Here is a 19,934-nt window from a genome sequence, read left to right on the forward strand (position 1 = left end):
CAAAAAAGCGACGCAATCATGGCTAAGAGCCTATCCTCCCGTCAATTTGTTACAGTTTTTGTATCGAAATGAAATTTTTCTGACATGTGCAGAAAACGGCAACGCCTCGATCCAGGGATCGAGGCGTTGCCTATTGCACGACGAGAAAAAGACTCAGAGGGCCTTTTCGAAGATCTTCGAATTGCGCTGGTAGTTGTACAACGAGGCCCTGGCCGAAGGCAGACGTTCGACGCTGCTGGGCACAAAACCCCGCTCGCGAAACCAGTGGGCCGTGCGGGTAGTGAGCACGAACAAGGTCTTCAGCCCCTGAGCCCGGGCCCGGGCTTCAATCCTTTCCAACAGTTCGTCGCCGCGCTTGCCATGACGATACTCAGGGTTCACCGCAAGGCAGGCCAGCTCGCCGGCATCGGAGTCGGCAATCTGGTACAAGGCAGCGCAGGCAATGATCATGCCCTCGCGCTCGACCACGCTGAACTGCTCGATTTCACGCTCCAGTACCTCCCGGGAGCGCCGCACCAGGATGCCCTGTTCTTCCAGCGGGCTGATCAGATCCAACAACCCGCCGACGTCTTCAATCGCCGCCTCGCGCACCCGCTCGAATTGCTCCTGGGCCACCAGGGTACCGCCGCCGTCACGGGTAAAGAGCTCCGTCAGCAGGGCGCCATCTTCGGCATAACTGACGATATGGCTACGTCCCACACCACCACGACAAGCCTCGGCAGCGGCGTCCAGCAGTTCGGCCTGATAGTTGCCACCCAGACGCTGCAAGTGCGCCGGAACCTGCTGCGGACGCAACTCGCGAACCAGTTTGCCGTTTTCATCCAGCAGACCGGGATCGGCACCAAACAGCAGCAGCTTGTCGGCCCCCAGATCGATGGCCGCGCGAGTGGCCACATCTTCACAAGCCAGATTGAAGGTCTCGCCAGTGGGCGAATACCCCAAGGGCGACAGCAGCACGATGGAGCGCTCGTCCAGCAGGCGATTGATGCCCTTGCGATCGACCCGACGCACTTCGCCGGTGTGGTGGTAGTCGACACCTTCCAGCACCCCGATCGGACGGGCCGTCACCAGGTTGCCGCTGGCGACCCGCAAGCGCGAACCCTGCATGGGCGAAGAAGCCATGTCCATGGACAGGCGCGCTTCAATGGCAATGCGCAATTGGCCCACGGCGTCGATCACGCATTCCAGGGTCGCTGCATCGGTAATCCGCAGACCGTGATGGTAATGGGGCGCCAGACCGCGAGCCGCCAGGCGGGCTTCGATCTGTGGGCGCGAACCGTGCACCAGCACCAGGCGAACCCCCAGGCTGTGGAGCAGCACCAGGTCGTGGACGATATTGCCGAAGTTGGGGTGTTCAACGCCGTCACCGGGGAGCATGACCACGAAGGTGCAGTCACGGTGGGCGTTGATATAGGGAGACGCGTGGCGGAGCCAATTGACGTATTCGGGCATGAACCTGAGCCTGTAAATAAAAAGCAGCCTATAAAAGGACGAAACGGAAAACGCACAACGGGCTGATGGTTATCGTCGGAACAGGCTTGGCAACACGCTTACTCTCCTCATGGGTACGGATCGGGACGCCGGTAATTTACTGAAATTGGGCCGGTGTCAGGCAGTAATGTTCAATCAACTCTCGTAGCAACTGCACAGTAGGCTGCAAGCGTGACATTTCGAGGTACTCCCCGGGCTGGTGGGCACAGGCAATGTCACCCGGGCCAAGCACCAGAGTCTCGCAGCCAAGGCGCTGAAGATAAGGCGCTTCAGTGCCAAACGCTACTGCTTCGGCACGATGCCCGGTAAGCCGTTCCGCCACCCGCACCAGCTCCGCGTCCTCGGACTGCTCGAACGGCGGCACCGCAGGGAACAGCGGCGCATAGTCGATCTGCACTTCATGCCGCTCGGCAATCGGTTGGAGCTTCTGCCGGATCGCCTCGCGCAGCACTTGCGGGTCCATGCCCGGCAAGGGACGCAGGTCGAACTCCAGGGAGCACTGGCCACAGATGCGGTTGGGATTGTCACCACCGTGGATGCAACCGAAGTTCAAGGTTGGTTGCGGCACGCTGAACTGCGGATTGCGGTATTCGCGCTGCCACAGCAGCCGCAGCCCCCGCAATTCGCCGATGGCATCGTGCATGGCCTCCAGAGCGCTGCGGCCCAGGCTCGGGTCTGAGGAATGGCCGCTGCGCCCGAGGATATCAATGCGCTCCATCATCACCCCCTTGTGCAGACGGATCGGCTTGAGGCCCGTGGGCTCGCCGATCACCGCCGCGCGCCCCAGCGGCCGCCCGGCTTCCGCCAGGGCCCGGGCCCCGGCCATGGAGCTTTCTTCATCACAGGTCGCCAGGATCAGCAGCGGCTGCTTGAATGGCTGCTCCAGCAACGGTCGCACCGCTTCGATGATCAAGGCGAAAAAGCCCTTCATGTCGCAACTGCCCAAACCGACCCAGCGGCCGTCGACCTCGGTCAACTTCAGCGGATCGGTCTGCCACAGAGCGGCATCAAACGGCACCGTGTCACTGTGTCCGGCCAGTACCAGGCCGCCAGGACCGCTGCCGAAGCTGGCCAGCAGATTGAACTTGCCAGGGCTGACCTGCTGGATATCGCAGGCAAAACCGAGGTCGCCGAGCCAACTGGCCAGCAAGTCGATGACCGAACGGTTGGACTGGTCCAGCGCAGGTTGAGTACAGCTCACCGACGGCGCGGCGATCAGTGCGGCAAACTGATCCTTCATGGACGGCAATGGCATGAGCTGGCTCCGGAAATCCCAAGATGGGGACCATCATAGAGGCATCTCGTGAGAGGAAGGAACCGTCGTGGCGCCTCCGGGCGCCTGGTCCTGTACACTGCACGGCCTTGGCAGCCAACTCTTCCCCCGGCTGCACTCCCGATCCTGGATTTTCCGGCCATGCAGAAAGAAACCGAAATCAAACTCCGCGTCAGCCGCGAAACCCTCGCCGCCCTGCGCGAGCACCCGCTACTGAAAAAACGCAACAAAAGTGGCTGGGAACGCCGTGAGCTGATGAACCAGTACTTCGACACCCCAGAGCGCGATCTGGCCCGGGCCAAAGTTGCCCTACGCCTGCGTCGTGACGGTGACGCAGTGATTCAGACCCTCAAGACCAGCGGCCAGAGCGTTGCCGGCCTGTCCGAGCGCAACGAATACGACTGGTCCTTGGCCAAAGCCAAGCTCGACGTGAAAAAACTCGACGGCGAATGCTGGCCCGAAGCCCTGGCCGAGCTGGACAAAAAGACCCTCAAGCCACTGTTCACCACCGACTTTGTCCGTGAACGCGCGGAAATCGCCTGGGGCCGCGGCAAGGCCAAGGTGGTGATCGAAGCGGCCCTGGACCTGGGCCAGGTGATCGCCGGCAAGCACAAGGAAGAAATCTGCGAGCTGGAGCTGGAGCTGCGCGAAGGCGAGCCCGCCGCCCTGCTGGAACTGGCGGCAGAGCTGGCCCTCACCCTGCCCCTGATGCCCTGCGACATCAGCAAGGCCGAGCGTGGCTATCGCCTGTTCGATGCCGGTAGCTACTCCTTGAGCCTGCCGGCGCCACAACTGAGTGCCGAAACCCCACTGGACGACGCCTTCGCTGCCCTGGCCTGGCACCTGCTGGGCAGCAGCCAGCGCCTGGCCGAACAGTATCGCTTCAACGGCCACTGGCGCCTGCTGCAGGACTGGGTGGATAACCTCGCCGAACTGCGAGCTCTGGCCAGCAGCCTGGGCCAGGCTGCGCCACGCCAGTCCACCGCTGAACTGCGCAGCGCCCTGGATGCCCTGCTGGAAGACTGGCGTCCGCTGGTACAAGCCGGCCTCGACGATGAAGACGTGCGCAAGGCCGCGCCGGAGCAATACCTCGAAGAGTTGCAGGACGTGCGCTGGGGCCTGTTCTCCCTGAACACCTCTCGCTGGCTGCTGGCCCGCGCCTGGACCGCCGAGCGCAACACCCGTGGCAACCGCCAGGGCGCAGCGCAACTGGGTAGCTGGCTGCCACGTCTGCTGGCCGAGGAAGCCACCGCCCTGCAGTTGCCGCGCTACCAGCAGCAACCCGAAGACCTGGCCGAGCAGCTGCCGCGTATCGAGCGCATCCAAGCCTGGCTGCATCATGCCCGTGCCGTGCTGGAGATCCCTGAACTGGATCGTCTATACGGTGAACTGAACAAGCTGGCACAACTGGCCAACGAACCCATCACCGACGAAGCCCTCGATGCCCGCAAACAGCAGGCCATCGCGGTGTACCAGAACCGCGCCTGGAAAACCCTGCTGCGCATGTAAGCCGCTCCCTCAGCGCAGTACCGGCAGGCTGGTGGTGGACTTGATCTCCGACAGGGCAACGATCGAGTTCACCTCCTGAATGCCCGGCACCATGGACAGTTTCTCGAAGAAAAACCGCTCATAGGCTTCGATGTCCGCCGTCACGATGCGCAACAGGAAATCCACGGCCCCCATCAGCACATAACACTCCAGCACCTCCGGAAAGCCGCGAATCGCCTCGGTGAACTCGGTGAAGTTGGAGCGTCCGTGGGCGTTGAGCTTGATCTCGGCAAAAATCTGCGTGTTGAGGCCGATCTTCTTGCGATCGAGCAGGGTCACCTGGCCACGGATCACCCCCTCCTCCTTCAAGCGTTGAATCCGCCGCCAGCACGGCGACTGGGACAAGCCCACCTGTTCGGCAATCTGCGCGCTGGAAAGTGACGCGTCCTCTTGCAGCAACGCGAGTATCCGGCGGTCGTAGGCGTCCAGTTCGCTATGCATAACAAATCCCCTTATCTATAAAATTTTGAATCAAACTATTCGATTTTTATGAATTCTGCTCAATCTTAGATAAGAAATACCCGGAACCGAATGTAAAAATTTCTCCACTGATCTGGAGACTGCCATGCCCCATCTCGAACCTGCCCCTGGCCAATCATCCCGCGCCGATGTCTGGAACCAGGACAATGCCCACTGTCGCGTGCACTACCAGATGACCGCCGAGGCCGAAGCTGATGTCCTGTGCCGGGTGCTCAACCACTTCGCCCTGCAATTTCTGGTACCCCAGCGGGTCACGGTGATCCAGCAAGACACCACGCTGCACATCGACGTGCAACTCGACGGCCTGAGCTGGCATCGGGCCCGGGTGATCGGCGACAAGTTGCGCAACCTGATCAGCGTCTGCTCGGTAGAACTGGAACTGGCAGAGCCGGCGCAGCTGCAGGCCGCCGGCTGAGGTCGGAAAAATCCTGCAACCCTTGGTAGCCGGTGGCCCGGCCTGGCGGGGCTATTCTTGGCCATTTGTGGTCAGAGACCCGCCTCTGGACAACAGCCCCAAGGAGCCCCCATGGCTGCCACGCAAACGCCCCAGGATCACTGGCTGGAGCTCAGCGAGCTGCTGCATGAACTGCTGGCCCAGGGCCGCATCAGCCAGGATGCCGCCGAACAGGCCATCAGCGCCCGCCCTCACGGCACCAGCAACCCCGTGCACCCCCTGGAACTGATCGCCAGTCAGCATCTGCCGGACTTGCAGCGTCCCGGCCAGCACCTGGATCTGGACAGTCTCACCGCCTGGCTGGCCCGGCGAGCCGGCCAGCCCTACCTGCGCATCGACCCGCTGCAGATCGACGTCGCGAGCATCACCCCGCTGATGTCCTGCGCCTTCGCCCAGCGGCACAAGATCCTCGCCGTAGCAGTGGATGCCCAAAGCGTCACCGTGGCCAGCGCCCAACCCTACGTCAGCGCCTGGGAAGCCGATCTGGCCCATGTCCTCAAGCGCTCGATCCAACGGGTGGTGGCCAGCCCGGTGGATATCCAGCGCCTGACCCTGGAGTTCTATCGCCTGGCCAAGTCGGTCAGCGGGGCCAGCAGCGAACAGAGGGCCAGCGGCCCGGGCAACCTCGAACAACTGCTCAAGCTCGGGGCCAGCGACCAGGAGCCGGATGCCGACGACGCCCACATCATCAACATCGTCGACTGGCTGTTTCAGTACGCCTTCCAGCAACGGGCCAGCGATATCCATATCGAACCCCGCCGCGAGCACGGCACCCTGCGCTTTCGCATCGACGGGGTGCTGCACAACGTTTACCAGTTCCCGCCCCAGGTGACTCTGGCCATCGTCAGCCGCCTCAAGAGCCTGGGACGGATGAACGTCGCGGAAAAACGCAAACCCCAGGATGGCCGGGTCAAGACCCGTACTCCGGAAGGCAGCGAGATCGAGTTGCGGCTCTCGACCCTGCCCACGGCCTTCGGCGAGAAGTTGGTGATGCGTATCTTCGACCCACAGGTGCTGCTCAAGGATTTCGACCAACTGGGCTTCGGCGCCGACGACCTGAACCGTTGGCAAGCCATGACCGCACAGGCTCACGGCATCATCCTGGTGACCGGCCCCACAGGTTCGGGCAAGACCAGCACCCTCTACACCACCTTGAAAAAGCTCGCGAGCCCCGAGATCAACCTGTGCACCATCGAAGACCCGATCGAGATGATCGAGCCGGCGTTCAACCAGATGCAGGTGCAGCACAATATCGACCTGAGCTTTTCCAGCGGCGTGCGTGCGCTGATGCGCCAGGACCCGGACATCATCATGATCGGCGAGATCCGCGACCTGGAGACCGCCGAAATGGCTATCCAGGCTGCACTCACCGGGCACCTGGTGCTCTCCACCCTGCATACCAACGATGCCCCCGGAGCCATCAGCCGCCTACTGGAACTGGGAGTGCCTCACTACCTGATCAAGGCCACCCTGATCGGCGTCATGGCCCAGCGCTTGCTGCGTACCCTGTGCCCCCATTGCAAGGCTCCCGCGGCCCTCGCCCTGGATGACTGGCAGAGCCTGACCCACCCCCGACAACTGCCGCTTCCGCCCCTGAGCAAAAGGGCCGTGGGCTGCGCAGAGTGCCGTGGCACCGGCTATCACGGGCGTACCGGGATCTACGAAATCATGCCCTTAAGTACCCCGCTCAAGGCTCTTGTGCATGGCGACCTCGACCTCGCCGGCCTGCGTCGCCAGGCTTGCGAGGACGGCATGCGCAGCCTGCGCCTGGCCGCCGCACAAAAGCTTGCCGATGGCCTGACCAGCCTGGAGGAAGTGCTGCGGGTGACACCTCAAAGCGAAAACCAGTAACCAGGCCCTGCTTGCCCGAAGGCGAACCCCAAGTGCTGGACTACGCTCTAACCACCGCCAAGAAAAGCAGGAAGCCAGGCATGAATATTCGTCACAACATGATCGCCTCCGGGGTTCTCAGCCTGCTGGCCATTGCCCTGGTGGCCGGCCTCGGTCTCTGGGGACAGTCACGCCTGGCCAGTGCCCTGCATGACAATGAACTCAATGCCAGCGCACTGCGCAATCACCTGGAAGCCGACATGATGCACGACGCCCTGCGGGCCGATGTGCTGGAGGCCCTGAGCAGTGAGCCCGGCGACAGCGCGGCCGGCGAGGAGGTGCGCAACAGTCTGCGCGAACACGGCGATTGGTTCCGCAAGGCCCTGGCGGAAAACGCCCGGCTGCCCCTGGCGCCGGATATCCGCGATGCCATCAGCGAGTTGCAGCCGGTCCTGGAAAACTACATTCATGCGGCCGAAAGCATCGCCGAACAGGCCCTCAAGGATCCTCAGGCCGCGCGCTTGCAGATGCCGGAGTTTTCCCAGCGTTTCAGTGAAGTGGAAGCCCGCAATACGGCCCTGAGCAGCAAGATCGAAGCCAGTACCGCCCAGACCCGCGAAGGCAGTGAAACTGCCGTACGCCAAGCCGCCTGGTGGCTGATCGGCGGCAGCCTGATTGCCGCCCTGGCCCTGTGCCTGCTGACCCGCCAGTTGCTCATCCGGGTCCTCAAGCCCCTGGAAAAATCCGTCGCCACGGCCCGGGCCATCGCCCAGGGCAACCTGACCACGGTCATCAGTATCGACAGCCGGGACGAAGCCGGTCAGTTGCAACAGGCCCTTGGCGAGATGCAGGACAACCTGCGGCAGATGATCACCACCATCCGCCATGAAAGCGAAGAGTTGCGGGGGCGCTCCCACAGCCTCAGCGACACCTCGCTGGGCATCGCCGACGGCGCCACCGAGCAGGCCGACGGCGCCACCAACATGGCGGCGGCCATGGAACAGATGATCAGCAACATTGCCCAGGTCGCCGAGCACGCCCGCAATGCCCAGAGCATTGCTGCCCAATCCGAGTCCCTGGCCGGCAGCGGCGGCCAGGTGATACTCGGGGTGGTGGACGGCATGAGCCACATCGCCGAGGCGGTGAACCAGTCGTCCCAGAGCATCACCGCCCTGGGCCAGTCCTCGGAGGAGATCCATTCGATCATCCAGGTGATCAATGGCATCGCCGAGCAGACCAACCTGCTGGCCCTGAATGCCGCCATCGAAGCGGCCCGGGCCGGCGAGGCCGGACGCGGATTCGCCGTGGTCGCCGACGAGGTGCGCAACCTGGCGGCGCGCACCGCGCAATCCACCCGGGAAATCACTGGCATGATCGAGCGCATCCGCGAAACCACCGGGCAGGCGGTGAGCAGCATGCAAACCGGGGTCAGCCGGGTCAACGACGGGGTGAACATGGCCCAGCAGGCGGGGACTTCGATCAACGAGATTCGCCAGGGTGCCCAGCGGTCGGCGCTGATGGTGGAAGAGATTTCCCACACTATCGGCGAGCAGTCCAAGGCCAGCAGCGAAGTGGCGCAACGGGTGGAGATGATCAGCCAGGTGGCCCGGCGCAACAGTCAGGCCATGCGTGAACTGACGCAAACGGTGGAGCAGATGGAAAACTCTGTGGCGACCCTGCAAACCTCGGTCACCCGCTTCCAGCTTTGAACCTCGCGGCGTGCCTGAGTCGCGCCGGTGATGTGTGTCCTGATGATGCAAGGACGAAGGTATCCCGGCGGGGGGCCGGGCACCGCCGTACACTCGTGCCCCTTGAGCAATGACTGAACAGGTGAATGTTATGCAGATCGGAAGCGTACTGTTACTTTTTGTCGGCCTCGCGGTAGCCCTGGTATTCATGGGGTTCAAGGTCGTGCCCCAAGGCTACCAGTGGACAGTGGAGCGCTTTGGCCGCTACACCAACACCCTCAAGCCAGGGCTGAACATCATCATTCCGGTGATGGACCGCATCGGCCGCAAGATCAACGTCATGGAAAGCGTGCTGGACATTCCCCCCCAGGAAGTCATCACCGCCGACAACGCCACGGTGCAGATCGACGCCGTGTGCTTCTTCCAGGTGGTCAACACCGCCCAGGCGGCCTACGAGGTCAACAACCTTGAGCACGCCATCCGCAACCTGCTGCAGACCAATATCCGTACCGTGCTCGGTTCCATGGAACTGGACGCGATGCTCAGCCAACGTGACGGCATCAACGAAAAACTACTGCGAACCGTTGACGAAGCCACCGCCCCCTGGGGGATCAAGATCACCCGTATCGAGATCAAGGACATCAGCCCGCCTGCCGACCTGATGGCGGCCATGTCCGGGCAGATGAAGGCCGAACGGGTCAAGCGCGCCCAGATCCTCGAAGCCGAAGGCCTGCGGGCAGCGGCCATTCTGACCGCCGAAGGCAAGAAGCAGGCGCAGATTCTGGAAGCCGAGGGTGAACGTCAGGCGGCCTTCCTTGAATCCGAAGCCCGGGAGCGCCAGGCCGAAGCCGAGGCCCGGGCGACCCAAGTGGTATCCGAGGCGATCGCCAGCGGCAACGTCCAGGCGATCAACTACTTCGTCGCGCAAAAATACATCGATGCCCTGGGCAAGCTCGCGTCGGCCAACAACAGCAAGGTGATCCTGATGCCACTGGAGGCCAGCCAGGTAATAGGCGCCGTGGGCGGCATTGGCGAAATCGTCAAGGCCACGTTCGACGGCAAGAAGGTCTGAGGCTCGATCCATGCTGGCATTCTTGCACGCGCTATCGTTCTGGGACTGGTTGGCCCTGGGCACTGTACTGCTGATTTTCGAAGTGTTCGGCGCCGGCGGCTATCTACTGTGGATCGGCCTGGCGGCTGCCGCCGTAGGGGTCCTGACCTTTGTGATTCCCGGCCTGACCTGGGAGGTGCAGTTCCTCCTGTTCGGCCTGCTATCGGTGCTGACAGCCCTGTACTGGTGGCGTCGCCAGCGCAATGTGGTGCGCCCCAGCGACCAGCCGAACCTGAACCTGCGGGGCCAGGAACTGATGGGCAAGACCTTTGTGGTGCATCAGGCGATAGTTGACGGCCGGGGCCGGATCAAGGTCGCCGATGGGGTATGGATCGCCAAGGGCGCCGACGCGCCTGTGGGCGCCCGGGTGCGCGTGATCGGCCAGGAAGGCGCCATTCTGCTGGTCGAAAACCTTGACTGATGGGTCACGGAACTCCGCTGGGGTATCTAGAATCAAACTGTGCAGATAACCCCCAGTTGGAGTCACCCATCATGCGTCTGAAAATAGCTGTCGCCACCCTTGCCCTGCTTTCTCTCCCTGTTGGTTCGGCAATGGCCGACACCTTCTGGCGTAACGTCATTTCCTCCGGTGCCACCACCGGTTCCACCTACCTGACCTTCAAGGACCACAAGCTGATCGTCGCCGCGCAGGACGACGCGGGCAGCTTCGTCGCCAGCGAAGGCAGCATTCGCGGCCCGTACCTGGAAGCCGCCATGCAGAAAGTCCGCGCCGACAATCCCGGCCTCAAGGCTACCGACATGGAGCTGGCCAACGCGATCCTGGCGAAGAACGCCGTCGCGCAGGAGTAAGGATCGTCCCAGGGATGGCTGACAGAAAACGCCGACCTCAGGGTCGGCGTTTTTTTGTGCCCGAAAATAACGCGCTAGGCCCTGCCGGAAGTCCGAGCCACCGCCGCCAGGCCGGCCAGGGCATAATCCATCATGTGCTCGATCAGGGCCGGCGGGTCCAGCTCAAGGCCAGGCAGTACGTTGCGCGCCAGTGGCTGATGGGCGATCAGCAGGAACAGGCAGGGCGCAAACACACTGACGGCACTGCGTAACGTGGCTGGGTCTTCCGGCGACAGGTGCATGATCTGGCCGAGAATGACGCGCACGATCTTCGCCTTGGGGAACGCCTGCTCCTCCAGGACCACCGGCAGCACAGACGAGGGCGACAGCAGCTCGCGGGTCAGCACTTTCAGTGCCCAGCCCTCGCGCTGATTGTTCAGCCCCTCGATCAGCACAGTGATGATCGCCCGCAGCTTATCTTCGGCGCTGTCCTGGCTCTCGCTCAGGCTGATCATGGTCTCGATCCGCACCAGGCGGTCATGGGCCTCGCGCAGCACCGCCCGGTACAGGCCGTCCTTGTTCTCGAAGTGATAGTTGACCGAGGCGTTGTTGGCCTTGGAGTTTTCGCAAATCTGCTTGCTGGTGGTGTTGGCGTACCCCAGCTCGGCAAAGAGCTGGCCAGCCGTTTCCAGGATCTGCTGGCGAGTTGCCTGGCCATCCTGACGCGGCGCACGGGCCGCAGCAGGCGGCGGGGAAGCGGAAACGGCCATAGACGCTCTCACTAAGTTAAATTCAAATTTGACTTTTGTTTATGGACTGCTTAGCTACAAAGCGCCAGTTTCTCGTTCAACTCCGCGAGCGGATTGCACGAACGTGGCGGCTACTCGTCAATTCACGCCAAAGGATATCAGCATGGAAGCGCGCATCATGACTCCCTTCACCTACTTCTCACTGCCCATGCAGAAGCTCTTCCTGCGCAACCAGGCGGCAATCCGGAACAAGCCCTACGCCAAGTATTTCCGTTCGGAGATGCGCGTGCCGCTGTCCGCCGTACGCAAGATCCAGCAAGGCCCGATGGACCTGAAAGACACCCTGACCCCAAGCGTCGAAGACATCAATCGCCTGCTCGACCCGGACTTCGTCAGTGAGGAGTCCGGCTACGCCCTGCTACCGGGGCCGATGGCTTATGTACAAAGCCGCAAGTTCTTCCCCGGCTGCACCGCACAGATGTTCAAGTGGTGGTTCATGTGGCACCCGGCAGAATCGGAGCGCTATACCCTGTGGTTTCCCTACGCCCATGTCAGCAACCCCTGCATGAACCATCAGCGCCTGAGCGACGAATCCTTGAGCTTCGAGGAGCGGCTGTATGGCAACACTTTCTGCGCATCGGAGTACGTCGGCGATCGCCTGATGCACTTGCACATCGATTTTCAGGAACCGGCCAGCCTGGGCCTTGACCCTGATCTGTATCGCGAAGCGAAAATCGACGGCAGCGTCAGTGCCTTGATGAGCCTGGCCGATCACCCACAGGTGCCGGTGTCATTGATGGTGCATCTGTTCAAGGAGGTGCCGGGCGGCATGTACCTTACCAGCCGTTACTGGGTCGGATCGCACCCATCGATGGCCCGCTTTCCCGGAGCTGAAAAAGCATCGGCGCTGCTTAAGGAAAGTGGCTTTGGCGAAGCCGAGCTGGAAACCCTGGCCTATGAATTTGCCGTGCACGATATGTGCGAGTTCAATCATCTGGCCAGCTTCCTGCCGGACCTGTATCGGGAGTTCGGCGCGACTTCAGCCTGAAACAACAGCCATTAAGCCCGCGCAACTCAAGGGCTTAATGGCTGACAATGGATCAACGTTGCGTATCAGGACAAACACCGTTGATCAGCAGAGAAGTGAACTCCTCAATGTCCTGTTCCGCCGTCAACTGCTCGGTCAGTAACCGATACCAGCAAAAACCAAAAATCATATCCAGCAGCAATTCACGGTTGGTGTCCTTGGGTAGCTCGCCATTGCTGATGGCATTTTCCACCAGCTTTTTCGGCAACTCCCTTCTGCGCTCCATGAATTGATCCTTGAGCTGGGTCAATGTTGCTGGATCCAACTGCGCTTCAGCGATGACACAGCGGAAAGCCTCTCCGCAAATGGTTTCTCGCCAGACTTTCCAGAGATTGTGGAGCAAAAAGTCGAGATCCGCCTTGAACGAGCCGAGATCAGGAAATTTTCTGACCTGCTCACTCTCGTTTTCATAAACTTCCGCGATCAATGCCGCCTTGTTCGACCACCACCGATAAATCGTTGGCTTGCTGGCACCCGCCCGGCGGGCGACGGACTCGATACTGAGCCCGGAATAACCGCATTCCTTAAGGATTTCGATGGTGGAACTGAGGATGGCTTTATGGGTATGGGGACTTCGCAACGAGCCGATGGAGCTGCGAGATGGGGTACGAGCCACAATAAAAAATCTCCAGGCAGGGCGCTTGACAAACGCAACGCAGGGTATAGGATTCCTCCGAATTGAAATGAAACGGTCCGTTTCGTTTCATTCTTGAAAGAATCATGAACTTCTTGTACCGATCTATCTAGTTTTTAAAGTATCTCTTTAGGGTTGAGTAAATCAGGCCCTGCAACTGCGAGTTCCTCGGATTCGAGGCTGCGGCCCGCTTCCCAAAAAGAGACTAGATCGTCTTAAATTATTACTAAACGAAACGTTCCGTATCATAGCATAGAGAGGTTAAGAAAAACAGCTTTCGAGTGGGTTTTCCCCTATTCGGAGTCTGCTGTCCCCCTCCTCTGGGCCGCCGGTTTATGCGGTGTCGCCACGAGACAGGCAGCAAAATTGTTTTCCGTATGTTCAAGGGTGCTTCTGAGCAGGCACGACCCAGTTTTCTCAAAAAGAATGGAATCAAGAGGAAAATGAACGTGAAAAAAGTAGGCATTGTCAGCTATGGCGCGGGTATTCCGGTATGCCGCCTCAAAGTTCAGGACGTGATCAACGTCTGGAAAAACACCGAGCTCAAGTTGGTCGAGGAAAACCTCGGCGTCACTGAAAGAGCCGTACTGCAGCCGGACGAAGATGTCATCACCCTCGGTGTGCTGGCGGCGCAACGGGCCCTGGATAAAGTCCCCGGCCACGAGCTCGAAGCCCTGTACCTGGGCACCTGCACCAACCCCTACGACTCACGGGCCTCGGCTTCGATCATCCTGGAAATGCTCGGCAGCGGTTACGACGCCTATTGCGCCGACGTGCAGTTTGCTGGCAAGTCCGGCACCTCCGCCCTGCAGATCTGCCAGGCCCTGGTGGCCTCCGGCATGACCGGCAGTGCCCTGGCCATCGGCGCCGACACCATCAACCGCAATACCGCGCCGGGTGATTTGACCGAGTCCTATGCTGGAGCCGGCGCCGCCGCCCTGCTGATCGGCAATCAGAACGTCATCGCCGAGTTCGACGGCAGTTTTTCCTGCGCTGCGGATATCGCCGACAACATCCGCCCCCAGGGCGATCGCTACATTCGTTCCGGGATGGGCCTGGGCTCGGACAAGAACAGCATCGGCCTGGAAGATCAGACCCGCCGCGCTGCCGAGGGCCTGATGGCCAAGCTGCGTACCAGCGCCGCCGACTATGACTACGTGGTGTTCCAGCAGAACCTGGTGTCCACGCCCTACTCTCTGGGCAAGCACCTGGGCTTCAACACCAAGCAGATCGAACCGGGAATCTACGCCGGCGATGTGGGTGACACTGGCGCCGCCAGCCCGCTGCTCGGCCTGATCAACGTGCTGGACCAGGCCCGTCCGGGGCAGAAGATCCTCATGGTGTCCTATGGTTTCGGGGCCGGCAGTGACGCCATCGCCCTGACCGTCACCGACGCCATCGAGCAGTACCAGAAGCACAACAAGCCCCTGCGCGAACTGCTCGAAACCAAGACCTATGTCGATTACGGCACCTCCATCAAGTACGAGTTCAAGTACCTGCGGGCGGATTACGCCCTGACCGCCTATCTCTGATTACGCCTGTCTACGCAAGGAGCATGCACATGTGCGCACGTCGTGTTGCAATAGTTTCGGCCGCCTATACGCCGAAGCCCGGAAGTTCACGAGTTCGGCAGACGTTCAAGGAAATGATCGTCGAATCCGCCTACAAGGCGCTCAAGGACGCCAAGATGCATCCTCGGGAAATCCAGGGTGTCGCCTACGGCTATCACGGTGAAGGCATCTCTGAATATGGCGGCCTGGGCCCGACCATTTCCGACGCCCTGGGCATCAGCCCGGCACCAACCTTCATGAGCACCGCCAACTGCACCAGTAGCTCGGTGTCGTTCCAGATGGGTCACCAGATGGTGGCGTCCGGGGAATACGACATCGTCCTGTGCGGCGGTTTCGAGAAGATGACCGATCACTTCAACTACGCCGAATACATCGGCTCCAGCACTGAATGTGAATACGACTACTTCCTCGGCATCTCCCACACCGACGCCTTCGCCCTGGCCACTGCCGAGTACTTCCAGAAGTTCGGTTATGCCGGTCGCGAGGCCGATGTACTTGCCACCTTCGGTCGGCAGATGCGCATCTACGCCCAGAACACGCCGACCGCCACCCGCTATGGCCAGCCAATCCCATCCATCGAAGCGCTGAAAAACAGCGAAGCCTGCGGTTCGATGCTGGCCTGGGGCGAAGCCAGTGGCTGCGCAATCCTGGTGGCCGAGCACCTGGCCCACAAGTACACCGACAAACCCGTGTTCGTGCGCGGCTGTGCCTACACCGGGGTCTCGCACTACTTCGGCACGCGCTTCCACAATCCGACCCTGCACCATCCGGGCCTGCCCAAGGACGTGGGCATGGCCGTCTCGGCCAACTCCATCGCCTGTGCGGAAATTGCCTATAAAAAGGCCGGGATCACCGCCAAGGACATCGACGTGGCACAGGTCTACGACCTGCTCGGCGCCGGGCTGATCCAGATGGAATCCATGGGCATCTGCGGCAAGGGCCAGGCCGGCGACTTCGTACTCGAGGGCGGCATCGCCCTGGACGGCCAACTGCCACTGAACACCGACGGCGGCAATATCGGCCGCGGCCACGCCTCGGGATGCGACGGCATTCTGCATATCACCGAGCTGTTCCGGCAGCTGAGAGGGGAATCCGACAACCAGGTCAAGGGCGCACGCATCGGCGTGTCGCAGAACCTTGGCGGTTATGCGGCCCACAACTCAGTGATTGTCCTCTCGAACGACTAAGGAGCCCGGACCATGTCCATGTACCCAGAGCAGATCCACAGAATGACCACCGCCAGCATGCTTCGCGAATGGCGCGAGCATGGCGGCAAGTACCGCCTCGAAGGCAGCCAGTGCGAAGAATGCAACGAGATCTTCTTCCCCCGGCGTACCGTCTGCGGCGCCTGCAACTCCCTGAGCGTGAAACCTTACCGCTGCAAGCGCACGGGCAAGATCGAAGTCATGGCCCACGCCGAGAACCCAGTCCTGGCCGCCATGGGTTATGGCGAAACCGTGCCGCGCGTCATGGCCATGGTGCGCCTGGATGACGGCCTGGTGATTGCCTCGGAGATCGTCGACGTCTGCGATCCACAGCAGCTGAAAGTCGGCACGCCAGTGCGCATGGTGATTCGCAAGCATGTGCGCGAAAGCAACCTGGCCTGGCAATACGCTTATAAGTTCGTACTGGATATATAAGTTGTTATTCAAGGTGCCTTTATATAAGGCACCTTGAAGTTAGCCATTAAAATAAAATCCAACTTAAAAGTTACATCAACGGCCGCTTCACGCCTCGAAGTTGCCTTAAGGCCCTGATTTCCTTTAGGGCCTACAGATTCCTGTGCCTATGAACGGGGACTATCCCCAACCCTTAACTTATTGGCTTACTTAGCGCCAAGGACCCATCATGTCTACTCTTTGCCTTCCACACGTCATGTTTCCGCAACACAAGATCACCCAACAGCAGATGGTTGATCACCTGGAAAACCTCCACGCCGACCATCCGCGCATGGCCCTGGCCAAACGCATGATCGCCAACACTGAAGTCAATGAGCGCCATCTGGTACTGCCGATCGACGAACTGGCGGTACACACCGGCTTTACCCACCGCAGCATCGTCTATGAGCGTGAAGCCCGGCAGATGTCGTCGGCGGCGGCGCGCCAGGCCATCGAGAATGCCGGGTTGCAGATCAGCGACATCCGCATGGTGATCGTCACCTCCTGCACCGGCTTCATGATGCCGTCGCTGACCGCGCACCTGATCAACGATCTCGGCCTGCCCAATTCCACCGTGCAACTGCCGATCGCCCAACTGGGCTGCGTGGCCGGTGCCGCGGCCATCAACCGGGCCAACGATTTCGCCCGGCTCGATGCGCGCAACCACGTGCTGATCGTGTCCCTGGAGTTCTCTTCGCTGTGCTATCAGCCGGACGATACCAAGCTGCACGCCTTCATCTCCGCGGCGCTGTTCGGCGATGCGGTGTCGGCCTGCGTGCTGCGCGCCGATGACCAGGCCGGCGGCTTCAAGATCAAGAAGACTGAGTCGTTCTTCCTGCCCAAGAGTGAGCACTACATCAAGTATGACGTGAAGGATACCGGCTTCCACTTCACCCTCGACAAGGCGGTAATGAACTCCATCAAGGACGTGGCACCGGTCATGGAGAAGCTCAACTACGACAGCTTCGAACAGAACTGCGCGCACAACGACTTCTTCATCTTTCACACCGGGGGACGCAAGATCCTCGACGAGTTGGTGATGCACCTGGACCTGGCCTCGAACCGGGTCTCGCAATCACGCAGCAGCCTCTCGGAAGCCGGCAACATCGCCAGCGTAGTGGTGTTCGACGTACTCAAGCGGCAGTTCGATTCCAACCTGAATCGAGGCGATATCGGCCTGCTGGCAGCCTTCGGCCCGGGCTTCACCGCGGAAATGGCCGTCGGAGAGTGGACCGCCTGAAGGGAAACCCTGCGCCAGTCCGACCTGACGTTGCCAGGCTGCAAGGCAACGTCGGGCCGCACCCTCACGGCGCACCGCGCCGGGTTCATGGTTTTCACAAGGAAGCTGAGCGATGAACGCTGGAATACCAACCACGGCTGCCGACAGCCGTTACGAAAGATCCATGGTGGTGTTGCTGTCACTGAGTTTCGGGCTGGTGGGGCTGGATCGCTTCATCATCCTGCCGCTGTTTCCGGTGATCATGCACGACCTGCAACTGGACTATCAGGACCTGGGCTACCTGTCGGCCGCGCTGGCCTTCACCTGGGGACTATCCGCTCTGGGCATGGGCAGCGTGATTGACCGCCTGGGAACCCGTCGCGTACTGGTGGTTTCCATCGCGGTCCTGTCGTTGCTGTCCGGTTTCTCCGCACTGGCCACCGGAGTACTGGGGCTGGTGACTCTACGGGGACTGATGGGCATCTGCGAAGGTGCCTTCACGCCGACGAGCATCATTGTCACTAACGAAGTCTCGCGCCCCGACCGACGCGGACAGAACCTGGGCATCCAGCAGGCGCTGTTTCCGATTCTCGGCCTATGCCTGGGACCGCTGATCGCCGCCAGCCTGCTGCAACTTACCGGCTCCTGGCGTGCGGTCTTCGCGATCATCGCCCTGCCCGGCCTGCTGTTGGCCGGCTACCTGTGGAAGGTCTACCGACCGCTGCCCGCGGCGCCCTGCGTGCAACTCGCCGGTACTGCCAGAAGCCACTGGCTAGCGGCCTTCAAGAGCGGCAATGTTCGCCTGAACATCCTCATGATGTTCTGCATCCTGACTTGCCAGTTCGTGCTATGCGCCATGCTGCCCAGTTACCTGACCGACCACCTGCACCTGGAAACCCTGTCAATGGCCTTTGTCATTTCGGCCATTGGCCTGGGCGGTTTCATCGGCCAATTGATCATTCCCGGAATGTCCGACCGCCTCGGACGCAAACCGGTGGTATCGGCCTGTTTCATGACCAGCAGCACCCTGGTGGGCCTGCTGATCGTCAGCCCGGCGATTCCCTGGCTGCTGTTTCTGCTGTTGTTCCTGCTGTCGTTTTTCAATTTCAGTCTGATCTGCATGACGGTCGGCCCGCTGACCAGTGAATCCGTGGCCCCGGCCCTGCTGCCGACGGCGACCGGGATTGTCGTGGGTTTCGGCGAAATTCTCGGGGGCGGGCTGTCCCCGGCCGTGGCCGGGTTTGCCGCCAGCCATTTCGGCCTGCCGTCGATCCTGTACGTGGCCCTGAGCGGCAGCCTGATCGGCTTGCTGATGTCATTTCTGCTCAAGGAAAGTGCGCTCGAACCTCGCCGGACGCGAGCCCCCGAGCCGCTGCCCATCCTCCCCGCCCCCTTGCCCCTGAAGGACTAGAGAATCATGGACGATTACCTGCTGTTGCTGGATGTCTGCCACAAGGAACAGCGCACCATCGGGCTGTTCGACTTTCACAATGGTCGCAGCATGCACGCCCTGTCCGAACACGGTGGGTTATACGAAACCCTGCATTTCTGCGCCCGCCGGCACCTGGATTGGGGCGAGTACCTGCGCAGCCTGCCAACCCATCCGCAACAGCCTCCCGAGGGACACCCGCAAGGGCCGCTGCGTCCGCCACTCAAGCCCAGCGACAGCCTGCTGGCCCAGGTCAGCGAGGTCACCCTGAACACCCCGAACACCCGCCAGGGCTGGTTCTACAAGGGCAACGGCAGCCTGCTCAAGACCGACGGCGAGGCGCTGATGATCCCGTATCACGCCCTGAGTATTTGCAGTCAGCCAGGCGTGATGTGCGTGTATCTGGTGGACCACTTCAAGCAACTGCGCTTTGTCGGCTTCAGCCTGGGTCATGACATCCATGACCCGCTGCTCAGCCGCCAGGACGCCAGTTCCTGCGCACAATCACGCCTGCGCCAGTGCGCCATCACTCCGGCGCTGATCCTCGGCGAGCTGCAGAGCAGCCTGTCACTCAATGTACGGGTTGAACGCCAGGGTGTGCAGCTGTCCTACCTCAGCTATCGCCTCGATCTGCAGAACTGGTGGGCGATCCGCAAATACTCCCAGGCGTTCCTCGAACAGCATGAGCAGTTCCTGCAACCGGGCATGGTCCACTACGTGTTTCACAGTGCCTGCCGGCGCGAGAGCGAACTGCAGTTGCAACACGGCGACTGGCTGGACCTGGACTGCCCGGAACTGGAACTGGGCCTGAGCAACCAGGTCATCGAAGAAGAACTGCTGCACCTCTATCCCCTGGAAACTCAACCATTACGGCGCAACACCCAAGGCAGTCGTCCGACGCGGCTACACCCCCCCTACTGAGG

General features: G+C 61.2%; 19 protein-coding genes and 1 pseudogene. 15 read left to right on the forward strand and 5 right to left on the reverse strand.

From position 1 onward, the window contains the following. Positions 1-153: 153 nt before the first annotated feature. Positions 154-1,452, reverse strand: coding sequence for an amino-acid N-acetyltransferase (argA, locus tag FW796_RS11615; RefSeq protein ID WP_123726743.1), 1,299 nt, complete (start codon positions 1,450-1,452; stop codon positions 154-156). A gap of 136 nt (positions 1,453-1,588) precedes the next feature. Continuing rightward, positions 1,589-2,746 (reverse strand): acetylornithine deacetylase, encoded by a 1,158-nt coding sequence (argE, locus tag FW796_RS11620; protein WP_346633311.1) that lies wholly within the window; start codon positions 2,744-2,746, stop codon positions 1,589-1,591. Between the two features lie 159 nt (positions 2,747-2,905). Between argE and FW796_RS11625 the strand changes: the two genes are divergently transcribed. Continuing rightward, on the forward strand, positions 2,906-4,273 hold the full coding sequence (locus tag FW796_RS11625) for a CYTH domain-containing protein (protein WP_346633312.1): 1,368 nt from the start codon (positions 2,906-2,908) through the stop codon (positions 4,271-4,273). A 9-nt stretch (positions 4,274-4,282) separates the two neighbouring features. Here the strand turns inward: FW796_RS11625 and FW796_RS11630 are convergent, their stop codons facing one another. Continuing rightward, the gene (locus tag FW796_RS11630) at positions 4,283-4,753 is read right to left on the reverse strand and encodes an Lrp/AsnC family transcriptional regulator (protein ID WP_065902318.1); all 471 of its coding nucleotides are present in this window, start codon (positions 4,751-4,753) and stop codon (positions 4,283-4,285) included. Positions 4,754-4,877: 124 nt separating this feature from the next. On the opposite strand from FW796_RS11630, the gene FW796_RS11635 reads away from it, so the two are divergent. The 7 genes and pseudogenes from FW796_RS11635 to FW796_RS11665 all read left to right on the forward strand — a co-directional run bounded on the left by FW796_RS11635 (position 4,878) and on the right by FW796_RS11665 (position 10,685). Further along, positions 4,878-5,207: a hypothetical protein gene (locus FW796_RS11635; protein ID WP_346633313.1), complete on the forward strand. Its 330-nt coding sequence runs from the start codon at positions 4,878-4,880 to the stop codon at positions 5,205-5,207. Between the two features lie 111 nt (positions 5,208-5,318). Beyond that, positions 5,319-7,097 carry a GspE/PulE family protein gene (locus tag FW796_RS11640; RefSeq protein ID WP_446439381.1) on the forward strand — a complete coding sequence of 593 codons (1,779 nt, stop codon included), beginning with the start codon at positions 5,319-5,321 and terminating at the stop codon, positions 7,095-7,097. 506 nt (positions 7,098-7,603) lie between these two features. Then, positions 7,604-7,930, forward strand: a pseudogene (locus tag FW796_RS11645) (HAMP domain-containing protein); the annotation flags it as partial. Between the two features lie 141 nt (positions 7,931-8,071). Continuing rightward, on the forward strand, positions 8,072-8,785 hold the full coding sequence (locus tag FW796_RS11650; RefSeq protein ID WP_430962719.1) for a methyl-accepting chemotaxis protein: 714 nt from the start codon (positions 8,072-8,074) through the stop codon (positions 8,783-8,785). 130 nt (positions 8,786-8,915) lie between these two features. Further along, positions 8,916-9,836 (forward strand): SPFH domain-containing protein, encoded by a 921-nt coding sequence (locus tag FW796_RS11655; RefSeq protein WP_102862164.1) that lies wholly within the window; start codon positions 8,916-8,918, stop codon positions 9,834-9,836. A gap of 10 nt (positions 9,837-9,846) precedes the next feature. Further along, positions 9,847-10,296 carry an NfeD family protein gene (locus tag FW796_RS11660; protein WP_346633316.1) on the forward strand — a complete coding sequence of 150 codons (450 nt, stop codon included), beginning with the start codon at positions 9,847-9,849 and terminating at the stop codon, positions 10,294-10,296. A gap of 71 nt (positions 10,297-10,367) precedes the next feature. Continuing rightward, positions 10,368-10,685 (forward strand): DUF2388 domain-containing protein, encoded by a 318-nt coding sequence (locus FW796_RS11665; RefSeq protein WP_016966055.1) that lies wholly within the window; start codon positions 10,368-10,370, stop codon positions 10,683-10,685. Between the two features lie 74 nt (positions 10,686-10,759). On the opposite strand, the gene FW796_RS11670 is transcribed toward FW796_RS11665, so the two are convergent. Next, the gene (locus FW796_RS11670; protein WP_346633317.1) at positions 10,760-11,434 is read right to left on the reverse strand and encodes a TetR/AcrR family transcriptional regulator; all 675 of its coding nucleotides are present in this window, start codon (positions 11,432-11,434) and stop codon (positions 10,760-10,762) included. Between the two features lie 142 nt (positions 11,435-11,576). Here FW796_RS11670 and phlG point away from each other — a divergent pair, with 142 nt between their 5' ends. After that, positions 11,577-12,461: a 2,4-diacetylphloroglucinol hydrolase gene (phlG, locus tag FW796_RS11675; protein WP_346633318.1), complete on the forward strand. Its 885-nt coding sequence runs from the start codon at positions 11,577-11,579 to the stop codon at positions 12,459-12,461. Between the two features lie 52 nt (positions 12,462-12,513). On the opposite strand, the gene FW796_RS11680 is transcribed toward phlG, so the two are convergent. Then, positions 12,514-13,116, reverse strand: a complete 603-nt coding sequence (locus FW796_RS11680) for a TetR/AcrR family transcriptional regulator (RefSeq protein ID WP_346633319.1) — start codon at positions 13,114-13,116, stop codon at positions 12,514-12,516. Positions 13,117-13,577: 461 nt separating this feature from the next. Between FW796_RS11680 and FW796_RS11685 the strand changes: the two genes are divergently transcribed. The 6 genes from FW796_RS11685 to FW796_RS11710 all read left to right on the forward strand — a co-directional run bounded on the left by FW796_RS11685 (position 13,578) and on the right by FW796_RS11710 (position 19,932). Then, positions 13,578-14,666 carry a hydroxymethylglutaryl-CoA synthase gene (locus FW796_RS11685; RefSeq protein WP_404937875.1) on the forward strand — a complete coding sequence of 363 codons (1,089 nt, stop codon included), beginning with the start codon at positions 13,578-13,580 and terminating at the stop codon, positions 14,664-14,666. A 29-nt stretch (positions 14,667-14,695) separates the two neighbouring features. Then, the gene (locus FW796_RS11690) at positions 14,696-15,892 is read left to right on the forward strand and encodes a thiolase family protein (RefSeq protein WP_346633321.1); all 1,197 of its coding nucleotides are present in this window, start codon (positions 14,696-14,698) and stop codon (positions 15,890-15,892) included. 12 nt (positions 15,893-15,904) lie between these two features. Then, positions 15,905-16,345, forward strand: coding sequence for a Zn-ribbon domain-containing OB-fold protein (locus FW796_RS11695; protein WP_446439382.1), 441 nt, complete (start codon positions 15,905-15,907; stop codon positions 16,343-16,345). A gap of 208 nt (positions 16,346-16,553) precedes the next feature. Continuing rightward, on the forward strand, positions 16,554-17,603 hold the full coding sequence (locus FW796_RS11700; protein WP_346633322.1) for a type III polyketide synthase: 1,050 nt from the start codon (positions 16,554-16,556) through the stop codon (positions 17,601-17,603). Positions 17,604-17,715: 112 nt separating this feature from the next. Then, positions 17,716-18,993: an MFS transporter gene (locus FW796_RS11705; protein ID WP_346633323.1), complete on the forward strand. Its 1,278-nt coding sequence runs from the start codon at positions 17,716-17,718 to the stop codon at positions 18,991-18,993. A gap of 6 nt (positions 18,994-18,999) precedes the next feature. Next, on the forward strand, positions 19,000-19,932 hold the full coding sequence (locus tag FW796_RS11710) for a fumarylacetoacetate hydrolase (protein ID WP_346633324.1): 933 nt from the start codon (positions 19,000-19,002) through the stop codon (positions 19,930-19,932). Positions 19,933-19,934 lie beyond the last annotated feature (2 nt).

The sequence above is a fragment of the Pseudomonas sp. 910_21 genome, from assembly GCF_052850735.1.

What these genes read in the sequence shown, in the direction of transcription:
- argA (WP_123726743.1), bottom strand. Translation starts at nt 1,452, where the DNA reads ATGCCCGAATACGTCAATTGGCTCCGCCACGCGTCTCCCTATATCAAC.
- argE (WP_346633311.1), bottom strand. Translation starts at nt 2,746, where the DNA reads ATGCCATTGCCGTCCATGAAGGATCAGTTTGCCGCACTGATCGCCGCG.
- FW796_RS11625 (WP_346633312.1), top strand. Translation starts at nt 2,906, where the DNA reads ATGCAGAAAGAAACCGAAATCAAACTCCGCGTCAGCCGCGAAACCCTC.
- FW796_RS11630 (WP_065902318.1), bottom strand. Translation starts at nt 4,753, where the DNA reads ATGCATAGCGAACTGGACGCCTACGACCGCCGGATACTCGCGTTGCTG.
- FW796_RS11635 (WP_346633313.1), top strand. Translation starts at nt 4,878, where the DNA reads ATGCCCCATCTCGAACCTGCCCCTGGCCAATCATCCCGCGCCGATGTC.
- FW796_RS11640 (WP_446439381.1), top strand. Translation starts at nt 5,319, where the DNA reads ATGGCTGCCACGCAAACGCCCCAGGATCACTGGCTGGAGCTCAGCGAG.
- FW796_RS11650 (WP_430962719.1), top strand. Translation starts at nt 8,072, where the DNA reads ATGGAACAGATGATCAGCAACATTGCCCAGGTCGCCGAGCACGCCCGC.
- FW796_RS11655 (WP_102862164.1), top strand. Translation starts at nt 8,916, where the DNA reads ATGCAGATCGGAAGCGTACTGTTACTTTTTGTCGGCCTCGCGGTAGCC.
- FW796_RS11660 (WP_346633316.1), top strand. Translation starts at nt 9,847, where the DNA reads ATGCTGGCATTCTTGCACGCGCTATCGTTCTGGGACTGGTTGGCCCTG.
- FW796_RS11665 (WP_016966055.1), top strand. Translation starts at nt 10,368, where the DNA reads ATGCGTCTGAAAATAGCTGTCGCCACCCTTGCCCTGCTTTCTCTCCCT.
- FW796_RS11670 (WP_346633317.1), bottom strand. Translation starts at nt 11,434, where the DNA reads ATGGCCGTTTCCGCTTCCCCGCCGCCTGCTGCGGCCCGTGCGCCGCGT.
- phlG (WP_346633318.1), top strand. Translation starts at nt 11,577, where the DNA reads ATGGAAGCGCGCATCATGACTCCCTTCACCTACTTCTCACTGCCCATG.
- FW796_RS11685 (WP_404937875.1), top strand. Translation starts at nt 13,578, where the DNA reads ATGAACGTGAAAAAAGTAGGCATTGTCAGCTATGGCGCGGGTATTCCG.
- FW796_RS11690 (WP_346633321.1), top strand. Translation starts at nt 14,696, where the DNA reads ATGTGCGCACGTCGTGTTGCAATAGTTTCGGCCGCCTATACGCCGAAG.
- FW796_RS11695 (WP_446439382.1), top strand. Translation starts at nt 15,905, where the DNA reads ATGTCCATGTACCCAGAGCAGATCCACAGAATGACCACCGCCAGCATG.
- FW796_RS11700 (WP_346633322.1), top strand. Translation starts at nt 16,554, where the DNA reads ATGTCTACTCTTTGCCTTCCACACGTCATGTTTCCGCAACACAAGATC.
- FW796_RS11705 (WP_346633323.1), top strand. Translation starts at nt 17,716, where the DNA reads ATGAACGCTGGAATACCAACCACGGCTGCCGACAGCCGTTACGAAAGA.
- FW796_RS11710 (WP_346633324.1), top strand. Translation starts at nt 19,000, where the DNA reads ATGGACGATTACCTGCTGTTGCTGGATGTCTGCCACAAGGAACAGCGC.